Source organism: Pedobacter paludis (assembly GCF_003173575.1).
Classification (GTDB): Bacteria; Bacteroidota; Bacteroidia; order Sphingobacteriales; family Sphingobacteriaceae; genus Pedobacter; species Pedobacter paludis.
Genome location: NZ_QGNY01000008.1, coordinates 1 through 21,475, shown reverse-complemented (window position 1 = coordinate 21,475; position 21,475 = coordinate 1). Strand labels below are relative to the sequence as shown.

Genomic DNA, 21,475 nt, shown 5'->3' with positions numbered 1-21,475 from the left:
AATTTTACCGCATGAATTTTATTATTGCCGAAACACAGAAAGCCATTCTCGAACTTTATAAAGAGGAGGTTGCCGAAAGTGTAATCAACATACAAGATACCCGTAAAGAATTTGAAGGTCAGGCAACGATTGTTGTTTTTCCGATTACCAAAATATCTAAGAAATCGCCTGAACAAACCGCTAATGAAATTGGAGAGTATTTGGTGGCTAACGTAGAAAATGTAACTAAATTTAATGTTGTAAAGGGCTTTTTGAACTTGAGCATTGCTGAAAGTTATTTCTTAAATCAGTTTAATGAAGAAATTTTAGCTTCTGATTTTGGTGTTTATCCATCCAATGGTAAAAAGGTAATGGTAGAATATTCTTCGCCAAATACCAATAAACCACTTCACCTGGGCCATGTTCGTAATAATTTATTGGGTTATTCGGTTTCCGAACTGCTTAAGGCTTACGGTTACGATGTGGTTAAGGTAAACTTGGTTAATGATCGTGGCATTCACATCTGTAAATCGATGCTTGCCTGGCAAAAATGGGGAAATGGCGAAACACCAGAAAGCTCGGGCTTAAAGGGCGACCACTTGGTTGGAAAATACTATGTAATTTTTGATAAGGAATATAAAAAAGAAATTGAAGCATTAAAAGCCGAAGGACAAACTGAAGAAGAAGCGAAGAAAAATGCACCGTTGATTAAGGAAGCACAGCAAATGCTTTTGAAGTGGGAGCAGGGCGATGAAGTGGTTGTTACGCTTTGGAGAACCATGAACGAATGGGTTTACGCAGGTTTTAATGTTACTTACAAAAACTTAGGGGTAGATTTCGACAAGTTCTATTATGAGAGTAATACCTATTTATTGGGTAAAGATACGGTTGATGAAGGTTTGGCAAAAGGCGTTTTCTTTAAAAAGGAAGATGGTTCTGTATGGATCGATTTAACGGCCGATGGTTTAGACCAAAAACTGGTTTTGCGTGCTGATGGAACTTCGGTTTACATTACCCAGGATTTGGGAACCGCTGAAATGAAACACGATGATTTCAATATGGATGAGTCGATTTATGTGGTTGGCAACGAACAGGATTATCATTTCAAGGTGCTGTTTTTGATTCTGGAGAAATTAGGTAAGAGCTGGGCAAAGGGTTTATATCATTTATCGTACGGAATGGTTGATTTGCCAAACGGGAAGATGAAAAGCCGTGAAGGAACTGTTGTTGATGCTGATGAATTAATCGAAAGCATGATTACCACAGCAAAAGATAAAACGGAAGAGCTTGGTAAGATAAATGATTTTACCACCGAAGAAAAGGAAGAGCTTTATAAAAATATTGGTTTAGGTGCCTTAAAGTATTTCTTACTAAAAGTAGAGCCTAAAAAACGTTTATTATTTAATCCTGCTGAGAGTATAGATTTTCAAGGCAACACTGGTCCTTTTATCCAATATACACATGCAAGGATCAAATCTTTGTTGAGTAAAGCCGATTACCAATTTGCTTCGACAGGTGCAGATTTCGTCGGTATTTCTGAGGTTGAGTTGGAGATGATTCTTCTTTTGGCTAAATATCCATCAGAAATTGCCACTGCAGCGAAAGCTTATAGTCCGGCGAGTTTGGCAAATTATTTATACGAATTGGCTAAACTATTTAACAAATTTTATCATGAAGTTCCGCCGATTGTTAAGACTGAAGCTGGCGATGAAAAACAGTTTCGTTTAAACCTAAGTAAAAAAACTGCAGATGTGATTTATACTGGCATGCTGATTTTGGGAATTACTTCTCCAGAAAGGATGTAAATCCGTCGGTTGAAACCAACGGTAATGAAGGTTTCAGTTCAACTAATAATAGATTAGAACTATGATCTTAAAATTCTCTAATCCCGAAAATCATGATCAATGATTAATGAACTGGTTTTACTTTGCCTTGTTGCTTTTGCCGCTGGATTTATAGATGCTATTGTAGGTGGCGGTGGTTTATTGCAAACTCCGGCCACCTTGCTCATTTTACCTCATTATCCTGTAGCTACATTGCTCGGAACAACAAAAATCCCTTCTATTGCAGGTACTACGTTGGCTGCTTTCAGGTATTCTAAGCAAGTAAAATTTAACTTAAAAGTATTAGCTGCTTGCGCCAGTACCGCATTTGTTGCCGCACTTTTGGGTGCGTTTTTGGTAAGCCGGATTGATAACTCGGTTATTAAACCAATCATTTTGGTTGTGTTGATTCTGGTTGCACTTTACACGTATTTCAATAAGCAGTTTGGCATTCATCAAGAGAAAAACCATTCGGTAAAAAAACAGGTTTTGATGGCTGCAATATTTGGCTTATTAATCGGTTTCTACGATGGATTAATTGGGCCAGGAACAGGTTCTTTTTTGATTCTAGTTTTTATTGCAGTTTTAGGTTTTGATTTTATTGGCGCCAGCGGCCATGCTAAAATTGTAAACATGGCCACCAATTTAGCTGCCATTATTTACTTCAGTTCTACAGGCCATATTCTTTTTCAGTATGCCATCCCAATGGCAATTTTTAATATTGGTGGTGCTTACTTTGGTACGAAACTAGCCTTATTAAAAGGAAATAAATTTGTTCGGATATTCTTTCTACTCGTTGTTTTCGGTACGATTTTAAGGTTTGCCTACGATTTGCTTAAATAGTTTGATATGTTTGAAACCTTTAATCAAGAAAGCCTTCATCAAATTTGCAATCGTTTAGCCCAAATCGACGGTGATTTGAAATTGATTCTTGATCGCTACGGATATCCACCATTTTGGTCGAGGCCAAATACCTTTGAATCTTTGGTTCACATTATTTTAGAACAACAGGTTTCGCTTGCCTCTGCACTTGCAACATTAAATAAGCTCAAAGAAAAAATAAAAATTATAACGCCAGAAAAGTTGTTGGGACTTAATGATGAAGAACTGCGGAACTGTTATTTTAGTCGACAGAAAACAGTTTATGTTAGAGACCTTGCAGAAAAGTTGCTTACTGGCAAACTGTCTCTAAAATCGCTCGAATCTATGGATGATTATCAAATTCGGCAACAATTAAAATCAGTAAAAGGCATAGGAGATTGGACGGTAGATATTTATCTTATTTTTATACTGCATCATTCTGATGTTTTTCCCATTGGAGATTTGGCAGCGGTGAATGCTTTAAAGCAGGTGAAAAAACTGGATAAGAACATTAGCAGGGATGAGATTGTTGAGAAAGTTTCAGAACAGAAACCTTACCGTACAATTTATACAATGATTCTGTGGCATTATTATCTTGAACAAAGAAAGACCCCAAACAAAGAAAAATTATTGTTCTAAAATGATGTTCTTTTAGCAAGATGGATCTATTGCTTTAACAGAAATTTAAATCATCTGTTGTTGTATTCTTAAAAAATACCCTTCCCTGTTAATAGAATAAATACAACAATAATAAAACCGAAAAGGATTCTAGCAAAATATTCTCGAATAAATAATCCGCAAAAAACCAGCATATCATCATCTACGTTTGAGTTGATCATTCCCCTTCCGCTTGAAGCGCTAAAGAGAATTTGTTTATCGGTATGATTATTTAAAGACCATCTGCTTAACCAGCTGTTTTGAAAACTCCAATCAAACTGTTCGCCAGATTTGAAGATGATTTTTGCTTTAAAACCAAGCAAATCGTAAGTTATTTTGGCTAAAACTTCGTTCTTGTTGTTAAATAATAAAGTTTCTGGGTTTGCAATTCCCGTACTTTTTAAAAGAAAAATTCCACTTTGGGTAGTTGCAATGGCAGAATTTTTTAACGAGCTAAAATTTAAAGAAAACCTAAGCAAGCCATCTTTTAGTACGTGATAGTTACTATCGAAAGTACCTTTGCTCCAGTTTAAAATTTGCTCCATTTTTAAAAATTATTTAATGATGTCTTGATGTTGTAGCTATAATAATTGGCACGAAACAAGCAACAAGTGCAGCACCTCTTTTGTTGTAAATTTGTTTAATGAATAAACCTGTAATCATCAATAAGCTGTCATCCGTATCGGAGGATATTGATCCACTGTTTGAGGATGAGTTGTAAATGATGTTGGCGTCTTTATAGTTGGAAACTACAAATTGTGATTTCCAAAAATTAGTAGATTTCCACTCAAATTGTTCGCCGGATTTCATGCTGATTACAGCCTTTGATTTCCAGCTATCATAAGTAATAATGGCAATAAGCTCATTTGTCTTTTTATCATACACATTTGTTTTAGATTGCCAGAATCCAACGTTTGTAAAAAAATAGTTCTTATCTTCAAATATCGATTCGGCATCACTTCTCCATGTGCTGAAAATAATTGCTCCTTTCTGTATTCCATTTACAAAAAGTTCTATTTTCGAGCTCAGCCAGTTTCTTTTCCAATTAATAAATTTTGCCATGATAATTCATTTGGCTTTTAGAGATTAGTTTTTTCAAGTTGTTACAACATTAAATTTTAAGCATAAAAAAAGTGCTTGTTTTTACAAGCACTTTTTGTCTGTGTGATCGAATTTTATCTGGGTAATCATTTAACCTGTATAATCTAATTCTAGAAGTTCGGTTTTAGCACATATTTATTATAGAAACGGAAAATATGTTCAGCGGCTTCTTCTGCGGTATCTACAAGACGGAATAAATTCAAATCTTCTTCGTGAATGTTATGCTCTTTTTGCAACATCGTTCCTTTAATCCATTCAATTAACCCGCCCCAATAATCGCTACCTACCAGCACAATAGGGAATCGGGCAATTTTGCCAGTTTGAATTAAGGTTAAGGCTTCAAAAAGTTCATCCATAGTTCCAAAACCGCCTGGCAGTACCACAAAACCCTGACTGTATTTCATAAACATTACCTTTCGAACAAAGAAATAATCAAACTCCAACAACTTGTTGTGATCGATGTATTTATTGTGAAACTGCTCAAATGGCAGCTCTATATTTAAACCAACAGATTTACCCCCGTTTGTATGAGCACCTTTGTTACCAGCCTCCATAATACCAGGGCCACCCCCTGTAATAACGCCATAACCTCTATCGGTTAAAAGCTTTCCGCATTCTTCGGCCAATTGATAATATTTGTTTGTCTGTGCCGTACGGGCCGAACCATAAATGGTAACACATGGGCCGATTTTGGCTAGTTTCTCAAAACCATCAACAAACTCGGCCATTATTTTAAAAATCTGCCAAGAATCGGTAACTTTTATTTCCTGCCAATCTTTATTCTCAAAGGCACTTCTAATTTTTTCTTCACTCGTCATATACTGTTATTCTAATATTAAAATCTGGTTTGCTGATCTGTTTTTTTACTGATCAACAATAAACCTAAAAATGTAATCAAACCATTTATCAAAATCAGTTCGACACTAAAAATGTAACCGCCCAATAAAGTGGTGGAGAACGTTGCAAGCAAGTAACATAAAAAAGGTGATAATATGCAAACTATCGGAACTAATTTATCGTGCAAACCTCGTTTTTTTACAAATAAGCCAAAACTGTAAAGGCCTAAAAGCGGTCCGTAGGTGTAAGATGCAATGGTAAAAATTAAACTTACAACTGATGAGCTGTTAAGCGCATTGATTACGATGATTACCAAGAACATCAAAATGGAAAACATAACATGTACGGTATGTCTTTTTCTAACAGCTGTAGTATCATTTAATTTCTCTGTCTTATTCATGCCCAAAAAATCAACGCAGAAAGATGTAGTGAGCGCTGTTAATGCAGAATCTGTAGTTGCGAAAGTAGCTGCGGTTAAACCTAACATAAATATTATGGCTGGGAGCGCTCCTAAATTATTAAGTGCAATTTCAGGAAATAACAAATCTGTTCTAGGCTTCGAGGTGATGTGGTCTAAAGGAATATCTATTCCATTTTTAGACGCAAAAATGTATAAAAGTGCGCCAACACTCAAAAAGAAAACGTTCAAAATAACAAATACACCTGTAAAGGTAAACATGTTTTTTTGTGCCTCTTTTATGGTTTTCATACTCAGGTTTTTTTGCATCAAATCCTGATCTAAACCTGTCATTGCGATGGTTACAAAAATTCCGCCGATAAACTGTTTACTGATGTAAAATTTATTGGTTAGAAAATCATTCAAGAAAAATATTTTCGAATAACTGCTGTTTTTTACCGTTTCGAAAGCTTCGGGGATATTGAAATTTAAGCTATTACAAATAAAATAAATGGTAAGAAAAACAGACAATACCAAGAAAAAAGTTTGTAAGGTATCGGTTATAATAATGGTTTTTAGTCCTCCTTTAAAGGTGTAAGACCAAATTAGCGCTAAAGAAATAAGAACGGTTAACCAAAAAGGCACACCATAGTTATCGAATATAAAGCGTTGCAAAACAATTACTACCAAGTATAATCTTGTTGCTGAGCCTAAAGTACGGCTTAACAAAAAAATAGAAGCTGCTGTTTTGTAACTGTAATGGCCTAAGCGCTGTTCTATATAACTATAAATGGAAGTTAAATTCATTCTATAGTACAGTGGCAGTAAAACCGTTGCAATTATGATGAAACCAACTGCGTTGCCCAAAACAAACTGAAAATATTGAAATTGATTTCCTGCCGGCGCACCAACTTCACCGGGAACAGAAATAAAGGTTACACCTGATAGTGCCGTTCCAATCATTCCGAAGGCAACCAAGTACCATTTAGAGTTTTTGTTGGCGGTAAAAAAAGTAGAATTATCGGATGAGTTTTTTGATGTTGCAAATGAGATGATAATCAGTAGTAAAAAGTAACCGATTAAAAAACATAAGAGGATGGTTGGCGACATAAGTTTTGTTTTAAGCTGCTAAATGTAAGAAATTACGATTTAAAGTCAATGGCTTAAAAGGTTGTTAAATTGCTAGACTGATAAATTGTTAGTCGCCCCCTTTAAATAACTGAATTTTTAACAACTATGCAACAATCAAACAATGGAGCAATTTATTAATATAACAATCAAACTATTTTTTCCTATCAACCATTTTTGCATATTTTTGTAATATGAATTTTTCATCCAAACTGCTAGAAGATGCAGTAAGCGAATTCTCTAAATTACCAGGTGTTGGGCAGAAGACTGCGTTGAGATTAGTTTTACATCTTTTAAATAAGGAGCAAGAAGAAGTTAACCAGTTTGGAAATACCTTAATTAAGCTTAAACAGCAGATTAAAAACTGCAGCGTTTGCAATAACATTTCTGATTATACGGTTTGCGAAATTTGTACTTCACATAAGCGAGATAAGGAAACCATTTGTGTAGTTGAAGATACCAGAGACGTAATGGCAATCGAAAATACATCTCAATACTTTGGTGTTTATCATGTATTAGGCGGATTAATTTCTCCAATGGATGGCATCGGCCCAGCCGATTTATTTATCGATGGGTTGGTTTCTAGGGTTGGTACAGGAGATATTAAGGAGGTTATTTTGGCATTGAGCCCAAACATGGAAGGTGATACCACAATCTTTTATCTATATAAAAGATTAAAAGAATTTAATGTGCCGATTACGACTATTGCCCGAGGAATTGCTTTTGGTGGAGAGCTAGAGTATACCGACGAAATTACACTTGGTCGTTCTATCATTACCCGTGTGCCATATGAAAATGCTATGATGAAATGATGAGGCAGTTTCTGTTTTTATGCGTTTTAATATTCTTAACTCTTTCGCTTTATGCGCAGGTTAAAATCCATTCACATAACGATTATACACATTATAAACCTTTTTTCGATGCGATCGAAAATAAAGCTTTCTCTATTGAAGCAGATATCTTTCTTGTAGGCGACTCATTAATCGTATCGCACAGTAGAAAAGAAATTAAAGCTGAAAATACATTGAATAAAATGTATTTAACACCAATTCTAGAACTATCGAAAACAGATAAATTTTATTCTTTTCAATTTATGATTGATGTTAAGGATAGCTTTGATTTAACTTACCCAGTTTTGCTTAAAGCCTTAAAAAAGTATAAAAATGGCTTTGAGAAAAATGGAGCAAAGGTTTCAGTGGTAATTAGTGGAAACCGCCCAAAAGATGGTGATTTTCATAAGTATAAAGAAGTCTCTTTCGATGGATTGCCCAATCATGCCTATTCTTTAGAAGATTTAAAAAAAGTAGTCATGATTAGCGATAATTTTGCCACTTATTCAAAATGGAAAGGCATTGGCGAAATTTCAGCATCGGATAAGGCAAAGCTAAAAACGTTAATTGTAAATGCTCATAAAATCAGGAAGCCATTTCGCTTTTGGGGTGCCCCAGATACTGAAGCTGGCTGGAACTTATTGCGTGATTTAGGCGCAGATATTATCAACACAGATAAGGTTGCCGAGGCAACAAATTATTTTAAAAACAAATAATAGATTATGAAGAGCAAGCCTTTATACTTGATTCTCTATTATTGATACTAGCTAAAAAAAATGAACTTGAAAGATAAGGTTATCATCATTACCGGTGCATCGAGCGGAATTGGAAAAGCTTGTGCTGAAGAATTCGCAAAACGCGGCGCAAACCTTGTTTTGGCTGCACGTCAATATGTTACGCTTTGTGAAATCACAGCCGATTTAGAAAAGAAATATCACATTAGAGCAGTAGCTGTTCAGGCAGATGTTAGCAAAGAAGCCGACTGTGAGTTGATTATTAAACAAACCCTGGTTTCTTTTAATAAAATAGATATTCTGGTGAATAATGCAGGTTTATCTATGCGGGCTTTATTTAACGATCTGGATTTATCTGTACTTAAAAACTTGATGGATGTAAATTTCTGGGGAACGGTTTATTGTACAAAATATGCCTTGCCCGAAATATTAAAAACGCAGGGAACGGTAGTCGGCATTTCGTCTATTGCTGGTTACCGTGGCTTGCCTGGAAGAACCGGTTATTCCGCATCTAAATTTGCAATGAATGGTTTCATGGAATCCTTACGTACAGAGCTTTTAAAAACTGGAGTAAATGTTTTGGTTGCCTGCCCAGGCTTTACCACCTCAAATATTCGGGTTGTAGCTTTAGCCAAAGATGGTGTTGCTCATGGCGAAACCAGCATGGAAGAAGGTAAAATGATGACATCAGAAGAAGTGGCAAGCATTATAGCCGATGGAATTGAAAAACGTAAACGTACTTTGATAATGACCGGTCAGGGAAAACTAGCGGTATGGATGAACAAGTTGTTTCCGGCTTTTGTGGATAAAAAGGTATTTGATTTGTTTGCGAAGGAAAAGAATCCGTTGATTAAGTCCTAAAATCAGATTGATTTTATAAATGTATCGTTTACATGATTCTAGTCGTAGCGTCCCGCTACGACATTCATGCCATTGATATTTATAGAATTTGTTATCGGATATTTATTTTGTCCTAGCCGGACGGGCTTTTTTCTTTTTGACAACAAAAAGAAACAAAAATTGCCGGCTGAAAATTTTTCTATTCAAGTTATTGCTTAGGCTTGGACTGTGTATTCCGAAAAATTTGTTAGGCCGGATTGAAGTTAAACGAAGATGCGATGGTAAGGCCTTGTTAGTTGGAAAAGCATATTGGCTCGTCAACTTGTTTTTGGTTATAATGATTCTAGTCATAGCGTCCCGCTACGATATTCACGCTATTGATTTTTAATACTTGTCATCCGATATCTATCTGATCTGAGCCTGTCGAGGAGCACCATAAGCATTTCAACAAACCAAATGTGACAGATCTATGAATCCCGAAACATCCGCAATAGGAACAATTTCGTTAATTTACTGTTGAAGGGATAAACCTTTTTTATATGTTAAAAAAATTAATTTTACTAATGCTCCTGTTTCAAACCATAATATCTTCTGCGCAGATAAAAACGGCTAAAAATATTAATTATGCCAGTAATACCGATGAAGCGAATACCCTGAATGTTTTTTATAAAAATGATGGAATAAATGATAAGCCTGTACTCGTATTTATTCATGGAGGATCATGGAGCAGTGGTAAAAAAGCAACGTATTGGTGGTTGGGGCGAAATTTTGCAAAGAAGGGTGTTGTTACAGTAATCATCAATTATCCTTTGGCACCCCATGTTCAATATGAAAGGATGGGGAATGATTGTGCATTAGCCCTTAAGTGGGTTCAAGAAAATCTTGTGAACTATACTGCAAGTTCTAATAAAATATTTATTATGGGACATTCGGCTGGTGCTCATCTTGCCGAATTAATTAATGCAGATCCCAAATATTTTCAACATGCAGGTATAAAAAATCCAATTAAGGGCGTAATCTTAAATGATCCTTTCGGGTTGGATATGAAGGAATATTTAAGTACAGCTGAGAAAGATGACTTCTATTTCGATTTTATCAGAACATTTACAGATAAACCGGCTGTTTGGCAAGGTGCATCTCCCTTAAATTATGTAAATAATATCAAAAACCCTCATTTGCTTTTTTATGGAAGTAAAACCTACGGTGCCATAAAATTGCAAACGCCAAGATTGTACGAAAAGTTAAAGGCAAATAACATTCCTGTTGATATTAAAGAGGTTAAAGGTAAAAGTCACGTTCCCATGATTAGCCAAATGATATTTGGAGGGAATGATTTGTACAAGGATATTGTGGAGTTTATTAATGTTTCTTTGCAAAAATAGAGTTTTGATAAATTCTTTTTCAATTTGTGGCTACTGATAACAGTACCAATAAATTTTGGTTTTATTTAATGTAAAAAACAGTAAATTTGTTTGTATGGAAACACTAATTGTACAGCCAAAAGATAGAAAGCAATTAACAGCTATTAAAGCTATTCTCAAAGCTTTAGATGTTGCCTTTAAAAAAGGAGAAGAGAATGATAGTTTGTACTTAAGTAAATCTGTGGCAAATAAAAAAGCGCTTGATAAAAGTATTAAGCAAGCTGAAAAAGGCCAGACCGTAAAAATAGGTGTTGCCGATTTATGGAAATAGAATTTACCCTTGATGCGAAAAAACAACTTGAGGAATGGAAAAAATCAGGCAATAAGCAGATCCAAAAAAAGATTTCTGAATTAATAAATTCGATTATTGAAACACCATTCACTGGTATTGGAAAACCAGAGGCCTTAAAATATAATTGGGTTGGATTTTGGTCAAGAAGAATTAATGATGAGCATCGTTTAGTTTATAAAGTAATGGATGATAAAATCATTATAGTTCAGTTAAAATATCATTATTAAGCCTTATTTAAATTAAACTTTCCATAGAATCTCGTAACAACTTATGTGTGCTAACCCATGTAAGTAAGATAGTAATAACCCAATCGTAAGTGATCTAAAACCAAAGGAACTGAAAGCGTTCACGATTGTTCTTTGGGATTAGCAAGAGATCGGGTTGCCTTAACCGATTATCGCTTCAACGGCTTTCTAGAAATTATTCAATTCGTATTGTTTCCGTATGATCAAAAAGGCTGAAATCCATAACCGTTTTGCCTTCTTCATTATGATAATGCATGATTTTGAATTTCGCATTCCACTCAATGTCTTCATCTTGGTAACTTGTTCTGGTGTGGATGGTTTGAGCAAAAGTATCGTCAAACGCTTTCAGAATTACAAAAATCTCCACTTCGGCTACTTTTAGTTCGTCTAGCGTTTTTTCAAACATCGGGCTATCTTCCGTAATCGGATGAACCAACGTCCAGTTTAAAGAAAGAACACTTATTTTACTGCGTTCTAATTCCAAAGGATAAAAACTTCTTTTTAATTTACCATCAACGGTTTCGTTAAAAGTCATAAACATTTGAGCCTCAACATCAATCAAAGAATTTTTCCGAAGATTAGCCAGTCTGCACATTAAACCGGTTTGGCCTTGGTAGGGTGCTATTACCATTTTTTTACTAAAAGTTACCTTAGAAGTTGGACGACTAAAACGGCCATACAGTAAGCCTGTAGCTAAGGCAAAAGCCAATAAGCCCAGCATACTTTCGAAAGCAGCAAGAATACTGGTGATGAAACCTTGAGGCGAAATATGCCCATAGCCGACCGTAGATATAGTTTGGGCCGAGAAAAAGAAAGCATCGAAAAACTGATCGCGGAGGGTTACACCTTTTGCACCATCTAAATTCTCTATACCAACAACATTGTAAGCAATGGCGAAACATGTGTTTACAATGAGATAAGCAATTAGGATTACAAAGAAAAACCTTGGCCAGCTCATGGTAACGAGTCGGGTGTAGGTATCGTCAAATTTAAACCAAGGCAATCCTGTTCGCTCTATATTTGGTGTTCCATCAGTATTTAATACCCGCTGGTTTTTAATTACAGGAGCAGAGCCGAAACCCAGATCATCATTAAACTGTACTTTTCTTTTAAAGAAAGCCATAAATTTTAGAAAGATTTTGGAATATTAAAAAAGTATATCAATATTTGTTGTATACAAACATGATAATTAAAAACTTAAATAACAATTGGTGGTGGCATAACGAAATTCGTTAGGCAGATTCTATTGTTATATATTTTAAAATATTTTATAAACGACGAAGAGGATTGCCCAAAAAGCAATCCTTTTTTTATTGCATTTTTTTAACAACCTATCGTCTCGGTTATTGTATTGGCGAAACGAAATGATAATTGATTCGTGGAGACACGAACCATGGCTTGAAAACATCAACATGAAAAGAATATTAAACCATTTATTTGAAAATAAGAGTTTCAGCAGGGAAGAGGCAAAAAACATTCTCATTTCCATAACTCAGGGTGAATTTAATTCTTCGCAAATTGCCGCTTTTATTACCGCATATGCCATGCGCAACATTACGGTTGATGAATTGCAGGGTTTTCGTGATGCCATGCTTGATTTGGCTTTGAAAACCGATTTCTCTAATTATGAACTGATTGATCTTTGTGGTACTGGTGGCGACGGAAAAGATACCTTTAACATCTCTACACTTTCTTCTTTTGTAGTTGCGGGTGCAGGTTATCCGGTTGCAAAACACGGTAATTACGGGGTTTCTTCCGGTTGTGGGTCGTCTAATGTAATGGAATATTTGGGCTACCGTTTTACTAATGATCAAGATGTTTTAAAAAAGAATTTAGATGTAGCCGGGATTTGCTTTTTGCATGCGCCCTTGTTTAATCCGGCTATGAAAATTGTAGCGCCGATTCGCAAAGATTTAGGCATTAAAACCTTCTTTAATATGCTAGGGCCAATGGTTAACCCGTCACAGCCAAAATATCAAATGGTTGGTGTTTTTAGCTTGGAACTGGCACGTTTGTACAATTATTTATATCAGGATACCACAAAAAATTACACCATTGTACATGCGCTGGAAGGCTATGATGAAATCTCTTTAACCTGCGATGTAAAAACCTTTAACAACAAAGGCGAGAGTATTTTAACTCTAAGCGATATGGGTTTTGATAAGGTTTCTGTAAACGATATTAAGGGTGGCGATACTGTAGAATCATCAGCAAAAATATTTATGGATGTGCTAAATGGCGAGGCGACCGACGTTCAGAATAACGTAGTATTGTGCAATTCAGCTTTGGCAATCAAAACCATAAAACCAACTGCAACTTTTGGCGATTGCTTTTATGAAGCCGAAGAATCTTTAATTAGTAAAAAAGCTTTAAATAGTTTTAAAAAACTAGTGGCATGATCAACGCGAATGGATTAAAACTAAAAGTTTGTGGAATGAAGTTCGCTGCAAATATTGCAAAGGTTGCTGAACTTCAACCCGATTATTTGGGTTTTATTTTTTATGAAAAATCTCCTCGATTTATAAACGATGTTTCTGCTGAACTGATTAAATACATTCCGGAGCAAATTAAAACCGTTGGGGTTTTTGTTGATGAGAATTTGGAAAAAGTAAAAGAAAAGATAAACTTACATAAGCTTAATGCTGTTCAGTTACATGGAAATGAACCGGTAGAGTATTGTAAAGACTTAAAATCTACCTTTGGTAGTTTAGAAGTGATTAAGGCTTTCGGCGTTGATGAAGCATTTGATTTCTCTGCTTTAGATGCTTATTTAGAATCCGTTGAGTATTTTTTGTTTGATACTAAAACAAAAGCACATGGTGGGTCGGGTAAAACGTTCGATTGGACGATCTTAGAAAAATACACTTTAGAAAAGCCTTATTTCTTAAGTGGAGGAATTGATTTGGAACATGCACAATTGATAAAAGAAATTGAAGATTCGAGATTATATGCGCTTGATATTAATAGCCGGTTTGAAGTTGAACCTGGCGTTAAGGATGCGGAGAAGATAAGGGAATTTGTAGCGAAGCTAGGCAATTAGTTTGAGCGGGTTGCGATCACCCTCTGGTAGGGCAGTAGGCGGAATTGGATAATGTTTGTCCTGGCCGGACGGGCTTTTTTCTTTTGACCCCAAAAGACCAGCGAAGCTAGCTTGAACACAAATAAAAAATAAAAGCCGGTGAAAAAACAAAACTCCCGGCTGAAAATTTTTCTATTGAAGTTAGTGGTTTGGCCTGGACTGGCTAGCCCGAAAAATTTGTTAGCCCGGATTAGAGTAGAACGGAGATATAGTGTTAAGGCTTTATTGGATGGAATAACAAGAAGCGAAGAAATAAAAGTATAAATAAAGGATTTGAGCGTTCATTGCTGTCGGTTTCAACCGACGGATTTGATAAAAAAGATATGAAATACAAAGTAAACGAAAAAGGATATTATGGAGATTTTGGTGGGGCATACATTCCAGAGATGCTTTATCCAAACGTTGAAGAATTGCGTCAAAACTATTTGAAAATTATTAATGATGCAGATTTTCAAAAGGAATTTCATCAACTGTTAAAGGATTATGTTGGCAGGCCTTCGCCGTTGTATTTGGCTAAGAGACTTTCGGAAAGATATGGTGCAAACATTTTCTTAAAAAGAGAAGATTTAAATCATACCGGTGCACACAAGATAAACAACACCATTGGGCAAATCCTACTGGCCGAAAAGCTTGGCAAAAAAAGAATTATTGCAGAAACAGGCGCTGGTCAGCACGGTGTTGCAACTGCGACTGTTTGTGCACTGCGCAATTTGGAATGTGTGATTTACATGGGCGAGGTAGATATTGAGCGTCAGGCGCCAAATGTTGCCCGGATGAAAATGTTGGGTGCAAAGGTTGTTCCCGCAAGTTCAGGGAGCAAAACTTTAAAAGATGCAACCAATGAAGCCATGAGAGATTGGATTAACAACCCGGTTGATACCCATTACATCATCGGTTCGGTAGTTGGTCCACATCCATATCCTGATATGGTGGCCATTTTTCAATCGATCATATCCGAAGAAACCAAAAAGCAATTATTAGCGCAAACCGGAAGCGATCAGCCAGATTATGTTTTGGCCTGCGTTGGTGGTGGAAGCAATGCCATGGGAATGTTTTATCATTTTATGGATGATGAAAATGTTAAGCTGGTGGCTGTTGAGGCCGCAGGAAAAGGTGTATCAAGTGGTTTTTCTGCAGCGACTACGTATTTAGGAAAAGAAGGTGTTTTACATGGAAGTAGAAGTATTCTGATGCAAACGCCAGATGGGCAGGTAGTTGAACCCCATTCAGTTTCTGCAGGCTTGGATTATCCGGGAATTGGTCCGCAACACGCACACTTGTTTAAAACAGGTCGAGGGCAATACGTTTCGATTACAGATGAGGAAAGCTTGGATGCAGGTTTATTGTTGACGCAGTTGGAAGGGATTATTCCTGCCATTGAAAGTGCACACGCTTTGGCCTATCTAGAAAAAATGGAATTTAAAACAGGCGAAAATGTAGTCGTTTGTTTATCTGGCCGTGGCGATAAGGATTTAGACACTTATATTAAATATTTTAAATTATAACCCCTAAATCCCCTAAAGGGGACTTTTTGCGGTAATTTTTTCACACTTAATAAAGCCCCTTTAGGGGTTGGGGTATATGAACAGAATCAAACAACTCTTCGAATCGAAGAAAAATATATTATCCATTTATTATACTGCTGGTTATCCTAACATTGGCGATACCATTCAAATTGCGGAGGCTTTGGAACAATCGGGTGCCGACATGCTTGAAATAGGCTTTCCTTATTCAGATCCTGTTGCAGATGGACCGGTTATCCAGGCAAGCAGCAAGCAGTCCTTAGATCAGGGGATGACACTTAAACTGCTTTTCGAGCAATTGAAAGACCTGCGCAAGAACGTTACCATTCCGGTTTTGTTGATGGGTTATGTAAATCCTGTTTTACAATTTGGCGTAGAGAATTTCTGCAAAGCCTGTGCTGAGGTGGGCGTTGATGGTTGTATTGTTCCTGATTTGCCCATGGTTGAGTATGAAGAATTTTATAAAGGGTGCTTTGAGGAACACAATTTAAGTAATGTGTTTTTGATTACGCCTCAAACTGCTGAAGAACGGATCCATAAGATTGATGGATTAACAAATGGATTTATTTATCTACTTTCTTCTTCGGCTACAACTGGAAAGAACCTGGAAGTTGGCGATACAACGGAAACTTACTTTAGCCGAATAAAAAATATGCATTTAAAGAACCCAACCATGATTGGTTTTGGCATTAGTGATCGAAAAACTTTTGATAAAGCCTGTTCTTTTGCAAATGGTGCAATCATCGGAACCGCCTTTGTAAAAGCCATTGCGGATGGAAATTTAAAAGAAAGTGTAAGCAATTTTATGAAAGCATTTAAGGACTAAAGGAAAGCAAAACATTTTTCTATTAAAAAAAGCATCGTGGTTAACCAGCGATGCTTTTTTCATTACGGCCAATAAATAATAACCATTTACCAATGAGCCAATAAACAATAAACAATAAACAATAAACAATAACCAATTAACCAATGACCAATGACCAATTAACCAATGAGCCAATAACCAATGACTATTGACTATTTAACTATTGACCAATTAACCAATTAACCAATGACCAATTAACCATTGAACCATTGAACTATTCCTTTCCCTCCACGCCAGATTTTACTGGAATTGGTTTCTTTTTGCGAAAACTCGGGAAACTCATGGGACTTTTGGCTGGCCTTTCATCACCAAGTAAAGCACCCCATTGTTTAAACATTTCAGTACGGTCGAAAATTATTTTTAATACGGCAACAATTGGCAAGGCCAAAAACATTCCGGAGACACCTGCCACGCTACCGCCGATGAAGACTCCGAGGATGGCAAATAAAGCGTTGATTTTTACTTTAGAGCCTACAATTCTAGGCATCAGAATATTATTGTCTAAAAATTGAACAAAAGCAATAACCCCTAAAACGGTTACCACAGGCCATAATTCTTGCGAAGAAGTTAGGGTAAGCAAGACACCTATTAAGTTCCCAATTAAGGCACCCACGTAAGGAATTAAGTTTAAAATGGCGAAAATTACGCCAATAAGTAGAGCGTGTTTAATTCCAATTAACATAAGAATGCCCCCTAACAGGATGGTCATGTAGGTAATTTGAATAAGCAGACCAATCAGATAACTTTTAATAATGGATTCTGTTTCGTAAATGGCTTCTTTAACTTTTGGATGATGATCTGGCTTAAACCACATAAATATGAAGCGCAGTAAAATATCTTTATAAAAAAGCATTAAATAAATATAAATGGGCAGTAGGCCTATAAAAACAAAGATCCCGCTAAGCGTTACCGCCGCCCCACCGGCTAGTGAAGTGCCCATGTTCATTAAATCGTCGCTCTTGCCCTGAATAAAAGCTTTTTGCTGTTTATCGTTATAATGGGTTATCCTGCTGATCCAATCACTAAGCGAGTTTATATGTTGTGTTACGTTTGCCTTTATCTGTGGAAAATCTTTAACCAAGATCCCGATTTGGTTCGAGAAAAACCATACTATTAAAGCCACAAACAGTGCTACCAGCATAATTGGCAAGATGATGGATAAACTTTCTGGAAATTTCTTTTTCTTTAAAAAGCGATAGACAGGCAGCAGCATAATGCTGATAAAAAATGCCATTAAAATTGGCATAATTATATCTCGGCCGATCACAATTACGGCAACCAGTGCCATGAGACCCAATAGCTCAATAGATCTCTTTACAGTTAATGGAAAATTATTCATAATTAGTTTTAGGGTTCCCTGAATTAAACATAGTGGTATTGGAAATGTTTTAAGATAGGCAATTTTGGCTGTTGTTCTGGCAGATTTGGAAGAGGAATTTGATGAGTAAAGTTTTTCCGCAGATTGATGCAGATCAGGGACTCAGATTTAAAAGATCAATGGTTTAGTAGAAACAATCTTTTTTACTCGATAGGGAGCTACAACTCCGGTTTTCTCCTCGGATAAAGCGAATCTGGGGGCTGATGGAGTCGAAACGGCCTGTGCCTTGCTTTACTTATCTTAACATTTTATCTTTTGCTAGGGAGATGAACAGAAAAAATTACTTCCCGCCCATGATATACCGATTGTTTAGCCTTATTTTTGCCGATTCAGAACATAAAGATGAATACTCAAGATACCATTATTGCTTTATCTACGCCTCCGGGATCAGGTGCTATTGGCGTGATCCGCCTTTCTGGCCCTGATGCCATTCGCTTAACCAACGATGTTTTTGCCGGTAAAGATTTAGAAAAGCAGGCTTCACATACCCTACATTTTGGTTTGATTAAAGATGGCGATCAGCTAATTGATGAGGTAGTAGCTGGTTTATTCGTTGCACCAAAATCTTATACCAAGGAAAATGTGGTTGAGATTTCCTGCCATGGTTCTAACTATATTATCCAGCAGATTATAAATTTATTAATCTCGAAGGGTGCAAGAGCGGCCAAACCTGGAGAATTTACTTTGCGTGCTTTTTTAAATGGTGCTTTTGATTTAAGTCAGGCAGAGGCGGTGGCAGATTTAATTGCTTCGAATTCGAAGGCTTCGCATGATGTGGCGATGCAACAGATGCGTGGTGGTTTTGCCAATGAGCTGAAAGGCTTGCGTGAACAATTGATTCATTTTGCCTCGATGATTGAGCTGGAACTTGATTTTGCAGAAGAGGATGTCGAGTTTGCGAATCGGGATCAATTGCGAAACCTGGTTACTAAAATCAACTATGTTTTACAGCGTTTAATTTCGTCTTTCGAGCTTGGCAATGTGATTAAAAACGGTGTGCCAATTGTAATTGCGGGTAAACCGAATGTGGGTAAATCGACCTTGTTAAATGCTTTGCTAAATGAAGAACGTGCAATTGTTTCGGACATTGCCGGTACCACCAGAGATACCATTGAGGATGAACTGAATATTGGTGGCATTGTTTTCCGCTTTATTGATACGGCAGGGATTCGGGATACGGCCGATATTATTGAAGCTTTAGGGGTTGAGCGGACGCTTGAGAAAATGAAACAGGCAAAGCTGATTATTTACATGGCAGATGCTTCGCAAACCGTTGCCGAACTAGAGGAGCAGGTTAGGGGATTGGTCAAACTGGAGATTCCGTACTTAATTTTATTAAATAAAGTGGATTTACTTGCTGCCGAGCAACGGAGTGCCTTTGCCGCTTTAGGAGTCGTTTTTATCTCTGCCCGGGATAAGGTGGGTATTGATGAATTGAAGATAACCTTACTGGAGCAGGTAAACCTGCATCATATTAATACCAGCGAAACCCTGGTTACCAATATTCGCCATGTGGAGGCTTTAAAGCAAACTGAAAATGCCTTACAACGGGTGCTGGAAAACGTAGATAATCCTGTGACTTCTGACTTTTTGGCGATGGACATTAAGCAAGCGCTCCATTATCTCGGCGAAATCACAGGCACGGTTACTACCGATGATTTATTGGAGAATATTTTTACTAAGTTTTGTATCGGGAAATAAATCTAATTTCTTTTGTTTTACTTTTTATTCTTTTATTTGATTATCAGTTATTTATAACAAATATATTTTCTTTTAATATCTCATATTACTACATTTGTTACACCTTCTGTACTACTTTACACGTTTAGAGATGTACAAGGTGTACACCTTTCAGTAAGTTGAGTATGAAAATTTCTCTAAAAGAAAAAAAAATTAAAAATAATAAGGTAAGCCTATATCTTGAGTTTTATAAAGGTTCTTCAACAGATACTGTTGGCAAAAGAAATCACATAAGAGAATTTGAATACCTACAAATTTATCTTCATGAAAACCCAAAAAATATAGTTGAAAGAAAAGAGAATAAGGAAAATCTAGAATTAGCCCAAAATATACTTGCTATTAGAAAGAGTGAGCATGTTCAAGGAAAATTTGGCATCAAGAGTAGTACAAAATCAAAAAAACAATTTTTAGAATATTTTGAAGAGAAAGCTAATGAGAAAGAGAACTCTGTAAAAAATTATGGTGTTTGGACTTCTGCACTACATCATCTAAAAATTTGTGTAAGTCCCAATTTGATATTTGATGAAATAGACGAGGACTTTGTTAAAAAAGTACGTTATTATTTTGATGTTAAGGCTAGAACAAAGAGTAATTTGCCATTATCAACAAACTCCAAGTATAGTTACTTTAACAAAGTTAAAGCATGTTTAAGGAGTGCATTTGACGATGGTTTCGTTTCTGTTAATTATGCTGCAAAAGTAAAAGCTTTTGAGCAGGCTGAAAGTCAGAGAGAATATTTAATATTTAAAGAACTTCAAGCATTAATCGATACAGATTGTAAATATGATGTGTTAAAACGGGCTTTTATCTTTTCTTGTTTGTCAGGACTTCGTTGGTCTGATGTAAATACTTTAATATGGTCAGAAGTGCGTGATGAGGGGGATGATTTGTTTAGAGTTAATTTCAGGCAGGAAAAAACTGATGCTGTAGAATATTTATATATTTCAAAACAAGCAAGGGAATTATTAGGAGAAAGAAGAACACCAAATGAAAGAGTATTTACAGGCTTGAAATATAGTGCAGTTTATAATAACGAGATTGTTAGATGGTGTAATAGAGCTGGTGTATTTAAGCATATCACTTTTCATAGTGCTCGCCATACAAATGCCGTCCTATTGCTTGAAAACGGAGCAGATTTATACACCGTGCAAAAAAGGCTTGGTCACAAAGAAATTAAAACTACAGCTATTTATGCTAAAATAGTTGACGAGAAAATGAGAGAATCAGCTTATATTATTCCTGAATTTAAATTTTAGTAACGATGAAAAAGAAGTTATTTTTAATTTTACTGATTTTTACATTTCTTCTGGGATTTGGACTTCCTTATTCGAAATTATCTGAATCAGATAATTATTTACAAATAATATTATTTTGCATGCTCCTTATTCTTGCTTGCTTAATATGTATATTTTTAAAAAAGTGTTTTTATTGGTATACAAGCTTTATGATGAATAACAGAAATAAATTTGTTGTAAAAGTTGACCGGCCTAGAGTTTATATATTTTCTTTGCTATTTCCTATATTACTGATTGATTATTTTATGCTTAAAAATACTCGAATACAATATGTTAAGGGATGGTTCATTGGAGATGTTAAATTTTTCAGTTCTTTATTCTTATTGGGGATTATCCAAAAAGTGGCCACCGTTTTTTACTCAAAGTGGCCACTTTCTTTTCAGCTAAAGTGGCCAGTATATACCGGTAAAAGTGTGCACTTGACTGATTTATAGCCGTTTTAAGCCTGCT

The 21,475-nt window shown here is 36.0% G+C and carries 21 protein-coding genes; 15 read left to right on the top strand and 6 right to left on the bottom strand.

All coding sequences use genetic code 11. The features are described from left to right. Nucleotides 1–11: 11 nt before the first annotated feature. From argS to DF947_RS18925, 3 genes are all read left to right on the top strand, one after another. Entirely contained in the window at nt 12–1,784 is a 1,773-nt protein-coding gene (gene argS / locus DF947_RS18935; protein ID WP_109931880.1) for an arginine--tRNA ligase, read from the top strand. A gap of 99 nt (nt 1,785–1,883) precedes the next feature. Beyond that, entirely contained in the window at nt 1,884–2,645 is a 762-nt protein-coding gene (locus DF947_RS18930) for a sulfite exporter TauE/SafE family protein (protein WP_109931878.1), read from the top strand. Nucleotides 2,646–2,651: 6 nt separating this feature from the next. Next, nucleotides 2,652–3,302, top strand: a complete 651-nt coding sequence (locus tag DF947_RS18925; RefSeq protein ID WP_109931876.1) for a DNA-3-methyladenine glycosylase family protein — start codon at nt 2,652–2,654, stop codon at nt 3,300–3,302. Between the two features lie 68 nt (nt 3,303–3,370). Here DF947_RS18925 and DF947_RS18920 read toward each other — a convergent pair whose 3' ends face one another. The 4 genes from DF947_RS18920 to DF947_RS18905 all read right to left on the bottom strand — a co-directional run bounded on the left by DF947_RS18920 (nt 3,371) and on the right by DF947_RS18905 (nt 6,765). Further along, nucleotides 3,371–3,865, bottom strand: a complete 495-nt coding sequence (locus DF947_RS18920) for a hypothetical protein (protein WP_109931874.1) — start codon at nt 3,863–3,865, stop codon at nt 3,371–3,373. A gap of 13 nt (nt 3,866–3,878) precedes the next feature. Beyond that, nucleotides 3,879–4,382 carry a hypothetical protein gene (locus DF947_RS18915; protein ID WP_109931872.1) on the bottom strand — a complete coding sequence of 168 codons (504 nt, stop codon included), beginning with the start codon at nt 4,380–4,382 and terminating at the stop codon, nt 3,879–3,881. A gap of 149 nt (nt 4,383–4,531) precedes the next feature. Next, the gene (locus tag DF947_RS18910) at nt 4,532–5,239 is read right to left on the bottom strand and encodes an LOG family protein (RefSeq protein ID WP_109931870.1); all 708 of its coding nucleotides are present in this window, start codon (nt 5,237–5,239) and stop codon (nt 4,532–4,534) included. Nucleotides 5,240–5,256: 17 nt separating this feature from the next. Further along, nucleotides 5,257–6,765, bottom strand: a complete 1,509-nt coding sequence (locus DF947_RS18905; RefSeq protein ID WP_109931868.1) for a sodium:solute symporter — start codon at nt 6,763–6,765, stop codon at nt 5,257–5,259. A 212-nt stretch (nt 6,766–6,977) separates the two neighbouring features. Between DF947_RS18905 and recR the strand changes: the two genes are divergently transcribed. The 6 genes from recR (at nt 6,978) to DF947_RS18875 (ending at nt 11,127) form a co-directional block, all read left to right on the top strand. After that, nucleotides 6,978–7,595, top strand: coding sequence for a recombination mediator RecR (recR, locus tag DF947_RS18900; RefSeq protein WP_109931866.1), 618 nt, complete (start codon nt 6,978–6,980; stop codon nt 7,593–7,595). Then, the gene (locus tag DF947_RS18895; protein WP_146202950.1) at nt 7,592–8,329 is read left to right on the top strand and encodes a PI-PLC domain-containing protein; all 738 of its coding nucleotides are present in this window, start codon (nt 7,592–7,594) and stop codon (nt 8,327–8,329) included. The genes recR and DF947_RS18895 overlap by 4 nt, the downstream gene beginning before the upstream one ends. 60 nt (nt 8,330–8,389) lie before the next feature. Continuing rightward, on the top strand, nt 8,390–9,208 hold the full coding sequence (locus DF947_RS18890; RefSeq protein ID WP_109931862.1) for an SDR family oxidoreductase: 819 nt from the start codon (nt 8,390–8,392) through the stop codon (nt 9,206–9,208). A 518-nt stretch (nt 9,209–9,726) separates the two neighbouring features. Beyond that, entirely contained in the window at nt 9,727–10,569 is an 843-nt protein-coding gene (locus DF947_RS18885) for an alpha/beta hydrolase (protein ID WP_109931860.1), read from the top strand. 94 nt (nt 10,570–10,663) lie between these two features. Then, nucleotides 10,664–10,879, top strand: a complete 216-nt coding sequence (locus DF947_RS18880) for a DUF2683 family protein (protein WP_109931858.1) — start codon at nt 10,664–10,666, stop codon at nt 10,877–10,879. Next, nucleotides 10,870–11,127, top strand: coding sequence for a Txe/YoeB family addiction module toxin (locus tag DF947_RS18875; protein ID WP_109931856.1), 258 nt, complete (start codon nt 10,870–10,872; stop codon nt 11,125–11,127). The genes DF947_RS18880 and DF947_RS18875 overlap by 10 nt, the downstream gene beginning before the upstream one ends. Before the next feature lie 193 nt (nt 11,128–11,320). Here the strand turns inward: DF947_RS18875 and DF947_RS18870 are convergent, their stop codons facing one another. Then, nucleotides 11,321–12,268, bottom strand: coding sequence for an ion channel (locus DF947_RS18870; protein WP_109931854.1), 948 nt, complete (start codon nt 12,266–12,268; stop codon nt 11,321–11,323). A gap of 289 nt (nt 12,269–12,557) precedes the next feature. Here DF947_RS18870 and trpD point away from each other — a divergent pair, with 289 nt between their 5' ends. The 4 genes from trpD to trpA all read left to right on the top strand — a co-directional run bounded on the left by trpD (nt 12,558) and on the right by trpA (nt 16,573). Next, a complete protein-coding gene (gene trpD / locus DF947_RS18865) occupies nt 12,558–13,544 on the top strand; it encodes an anthranilate phosphoribosyltransferase (RefSeq protein ID WP_109932275.1) in 987 nt (328 codons plus the stop codon). Next, nucleotides 13,541–14,185 (top strand): phosphoribosylanthranilate isomerase, encoded by a 645-nt coding sequence (locus DF947_RS18860; protein WP_109931852.1) that lies wholly within the window; start codon nt 13,541–13,543, stop codon nt 14,183–14,185. Before trpD ends, DF947_RS18860 begins: the two co-directional genes overlap by 4 nt. 362 nt (nt 14,186–14,547) lie before the next feature. Then, nucleotides 14,548–15,729, top strand: coding sequence for a tryptophan synthase subunit beta (gene trpB / locus DF947_RS18855; protein ID WP_109932273.1), 1,182 nt, complete (start codon nt 14,548–14,550; stop codon nt 15,727–15,729). A 76-nt stretch (nt 15,730–15,805) separates the two neighbouring features. After that, nucleotides 15,806–16,573 (top strand): tryptophan synthase subunit alpha, encoded by a 768-nt coding sequence (gene trpA, locus DF947_RS18850; protein ID WP_109931849.1) that lies wholly within the window; start codon nt 15,806–15,808, stop codon nt 16,571–16,573. A 253-nt stretch (nt 16,574–16,826) separates the two neighbouring features. On the opposite strand, the gene DF947_RS18845 is transcribed toward trpA, so the two are convergent. After that, nucleotides 16,827–17,951, bottom strand: coding sequence for an AI-2E family transporter (locus DF947_RS18845; protein WP_109931846.1), 1,125 nt, complete (start codon nt 17,949–17,951; stop codon nt 16,827–16,829). Between the two features lie 381 nt (nt 17,952–18,332). Here DF947_RS18845 and mnmE point away from each other — a divergent pair, with 381 nt between their 5' ends. Both mnmE and DF947_RS18835 read left to right on the top strand, forming a co-directional pair. Continuing rightward, nucleotides 18,333–19,691, top strand: coding sequence for a tRNA uridine-5-carboxymethylaminomethyl(34) synthesis GTPase MnmE (mnmE, locus tag DF947_RS18840; RefSeq protein WP_109931844.1), 1,359 nt, complete (start codon nt 18,333–18,335; stop codon nt 19,689–19,691). A gap of 164 nt (nt 19,692–19,855) precedes the next feature. Continuing rightward, the gene (locus DF947_RS18835; RefSeq protein WP_109931842.1) at nt 19,856–20,986 is read left to right on the top strand and encodes a tyrosine-type recombinase/integrase; all 1,131 of its coding nucleotides are present in this window, start codon (nt 19,856–19,858) and stop codon (nt 20,984–20,986) included. The last annotated feature ends 489 nt before the right edge of the window (nt 20,987–21,475 follow it).

Coding starts and splice junctions, on each gene's coding strand:
- DF947_RS18920 (WP_109931874.1), bottom strand. CDS start 3,865: ATGGAGCAAATTTTAAACTGGAGCAAAGGTACTTTCGATAGTAACTAT.
- DF947_RS18875 (WP_109931856.1), top strand. CDS start 10,870: ATGGAAATAGAATTTACCCTTGATGCGAAAAAACAACTTGAGGAATGG.
- DF947_RS18930 (WP_109931878.1), top strand. CDS start 1,884: ATGATTAATGAACTGGTTTTACTTTGCCTTGTTGCTTTTGCCGCTGGA.
- DF947_RS18860 (WP_109931852.1), top strand. CDS start 13,541: ATGATCAACGCGAATGGATTAAAACTAAAAGTTTGTGGAATGAAGTTC.
- trpB (WP_109932273.1), top strand. CDS start 14,548: ATGAAATACAAAGTAAACGAAAAAGGATATTATGGAGATTTTGGTGGG.
- trpD (WP_109932275.1), top strand. CDS start 12,558: ATGAAAAGAATATTAAACCATTTATTTGAAAATAAGAGTTTCAGCAGG.
- recR (WP_109931866.1), top strand. CDS start 6,978: ATGAATTTTTCATCCAAACTGCTAGAAGATGCAGTAAGCGAATTCTCT.
- DF947_RS18890 (WP_109931862.1), top strand. CDS start 8,390: ATGAACTTGAAAGATAAGGTTATCATCATTACCGGTGCATCGAGCGGA.
- DF947_RS18880 (WP_109931858.1), top strand. CDS start 10,664: ATGGAAACACTAATTGTACAGCCAAAAGATAGAAAGCAATTAACAGCT.
- DF947_RS18910 (WP_109931870.1), bottom strand. CDS start 5,239: ATGACGAGTGAAGAAAAAATTAGAAGTGCCTTTGAGAATAAAGATTGG.
- DF947_RS18870 (WP_109931854.1), bottom strand. CDS start 12,268: ATGGCTTTCTTTAAAAGAAAAGTACAGTTTAATGATGATCTGGGTTTC.
- mnmE (WP_109931844.1), top strand. CDS start 18,333: ATGAATACTCAAGATACCATTATTGCTTTATCTACGCCTCCGGGATCA.
- argS (WP_109931880.1), top strand. CDS start 12: ATGAATTTTATTATTGCCGAAACACAGAAAGCCATTCTCGAACTTTAT.
- DF947_RS18915 (WP_109931872.1), bottom strand. CDS start 4,382: ATGGCAAAATTTATTAATTGGAAAAGAAACTGGCTGAGCTCGAAAATA.
- DF947_RS18925 (WP_109931876.1), top strand. CDS start 2,652: ATGTTTGAAACCTTTAATCAAGAAAGCCTTCATCAAATTTGCAATCGT.
- DF947_RS18905 (WP_109931868.1), bottom strand. CDS start 6,765: ATGTCGCCAACCATCCTCTTATGTTTTTTAATCGGTTACTTTTTACTA.
- DF947_RS18835 (WP_109931842.1), top strand. CDS start 19,856: ATGAAAATTTCTCTAAAAGAAAAAAAAATTAAAAATAATAAGGTAAGC.
- DF947_RS18845 (WP_109931846.1), bottom strand. CDS start 17,951: ATGAATAATTTTCCATTAACTGTAAAGAGATCTATTGAGCTATTGGGT.
- DF947_RS18895 (WP_146202950.1), top strand. CDS start 7,592: ATGATGAGGCAGTTTCTGTTTTTATGCGTTTTAATATTCTTAACTCTT.
- trpA (WP_109931849.1), top strand. CDS start 15,806: ATGAACAGAATCAAACAACTCTTCGAATCGAAGAAAAATATATTATCC.
- DF947_RS18885 (WP_109931860.1), top strand. CDS start 9,727: ATGTTAAAAAAATTAATTTTACTAATGCTCCTGTTTCAAACCATAATA.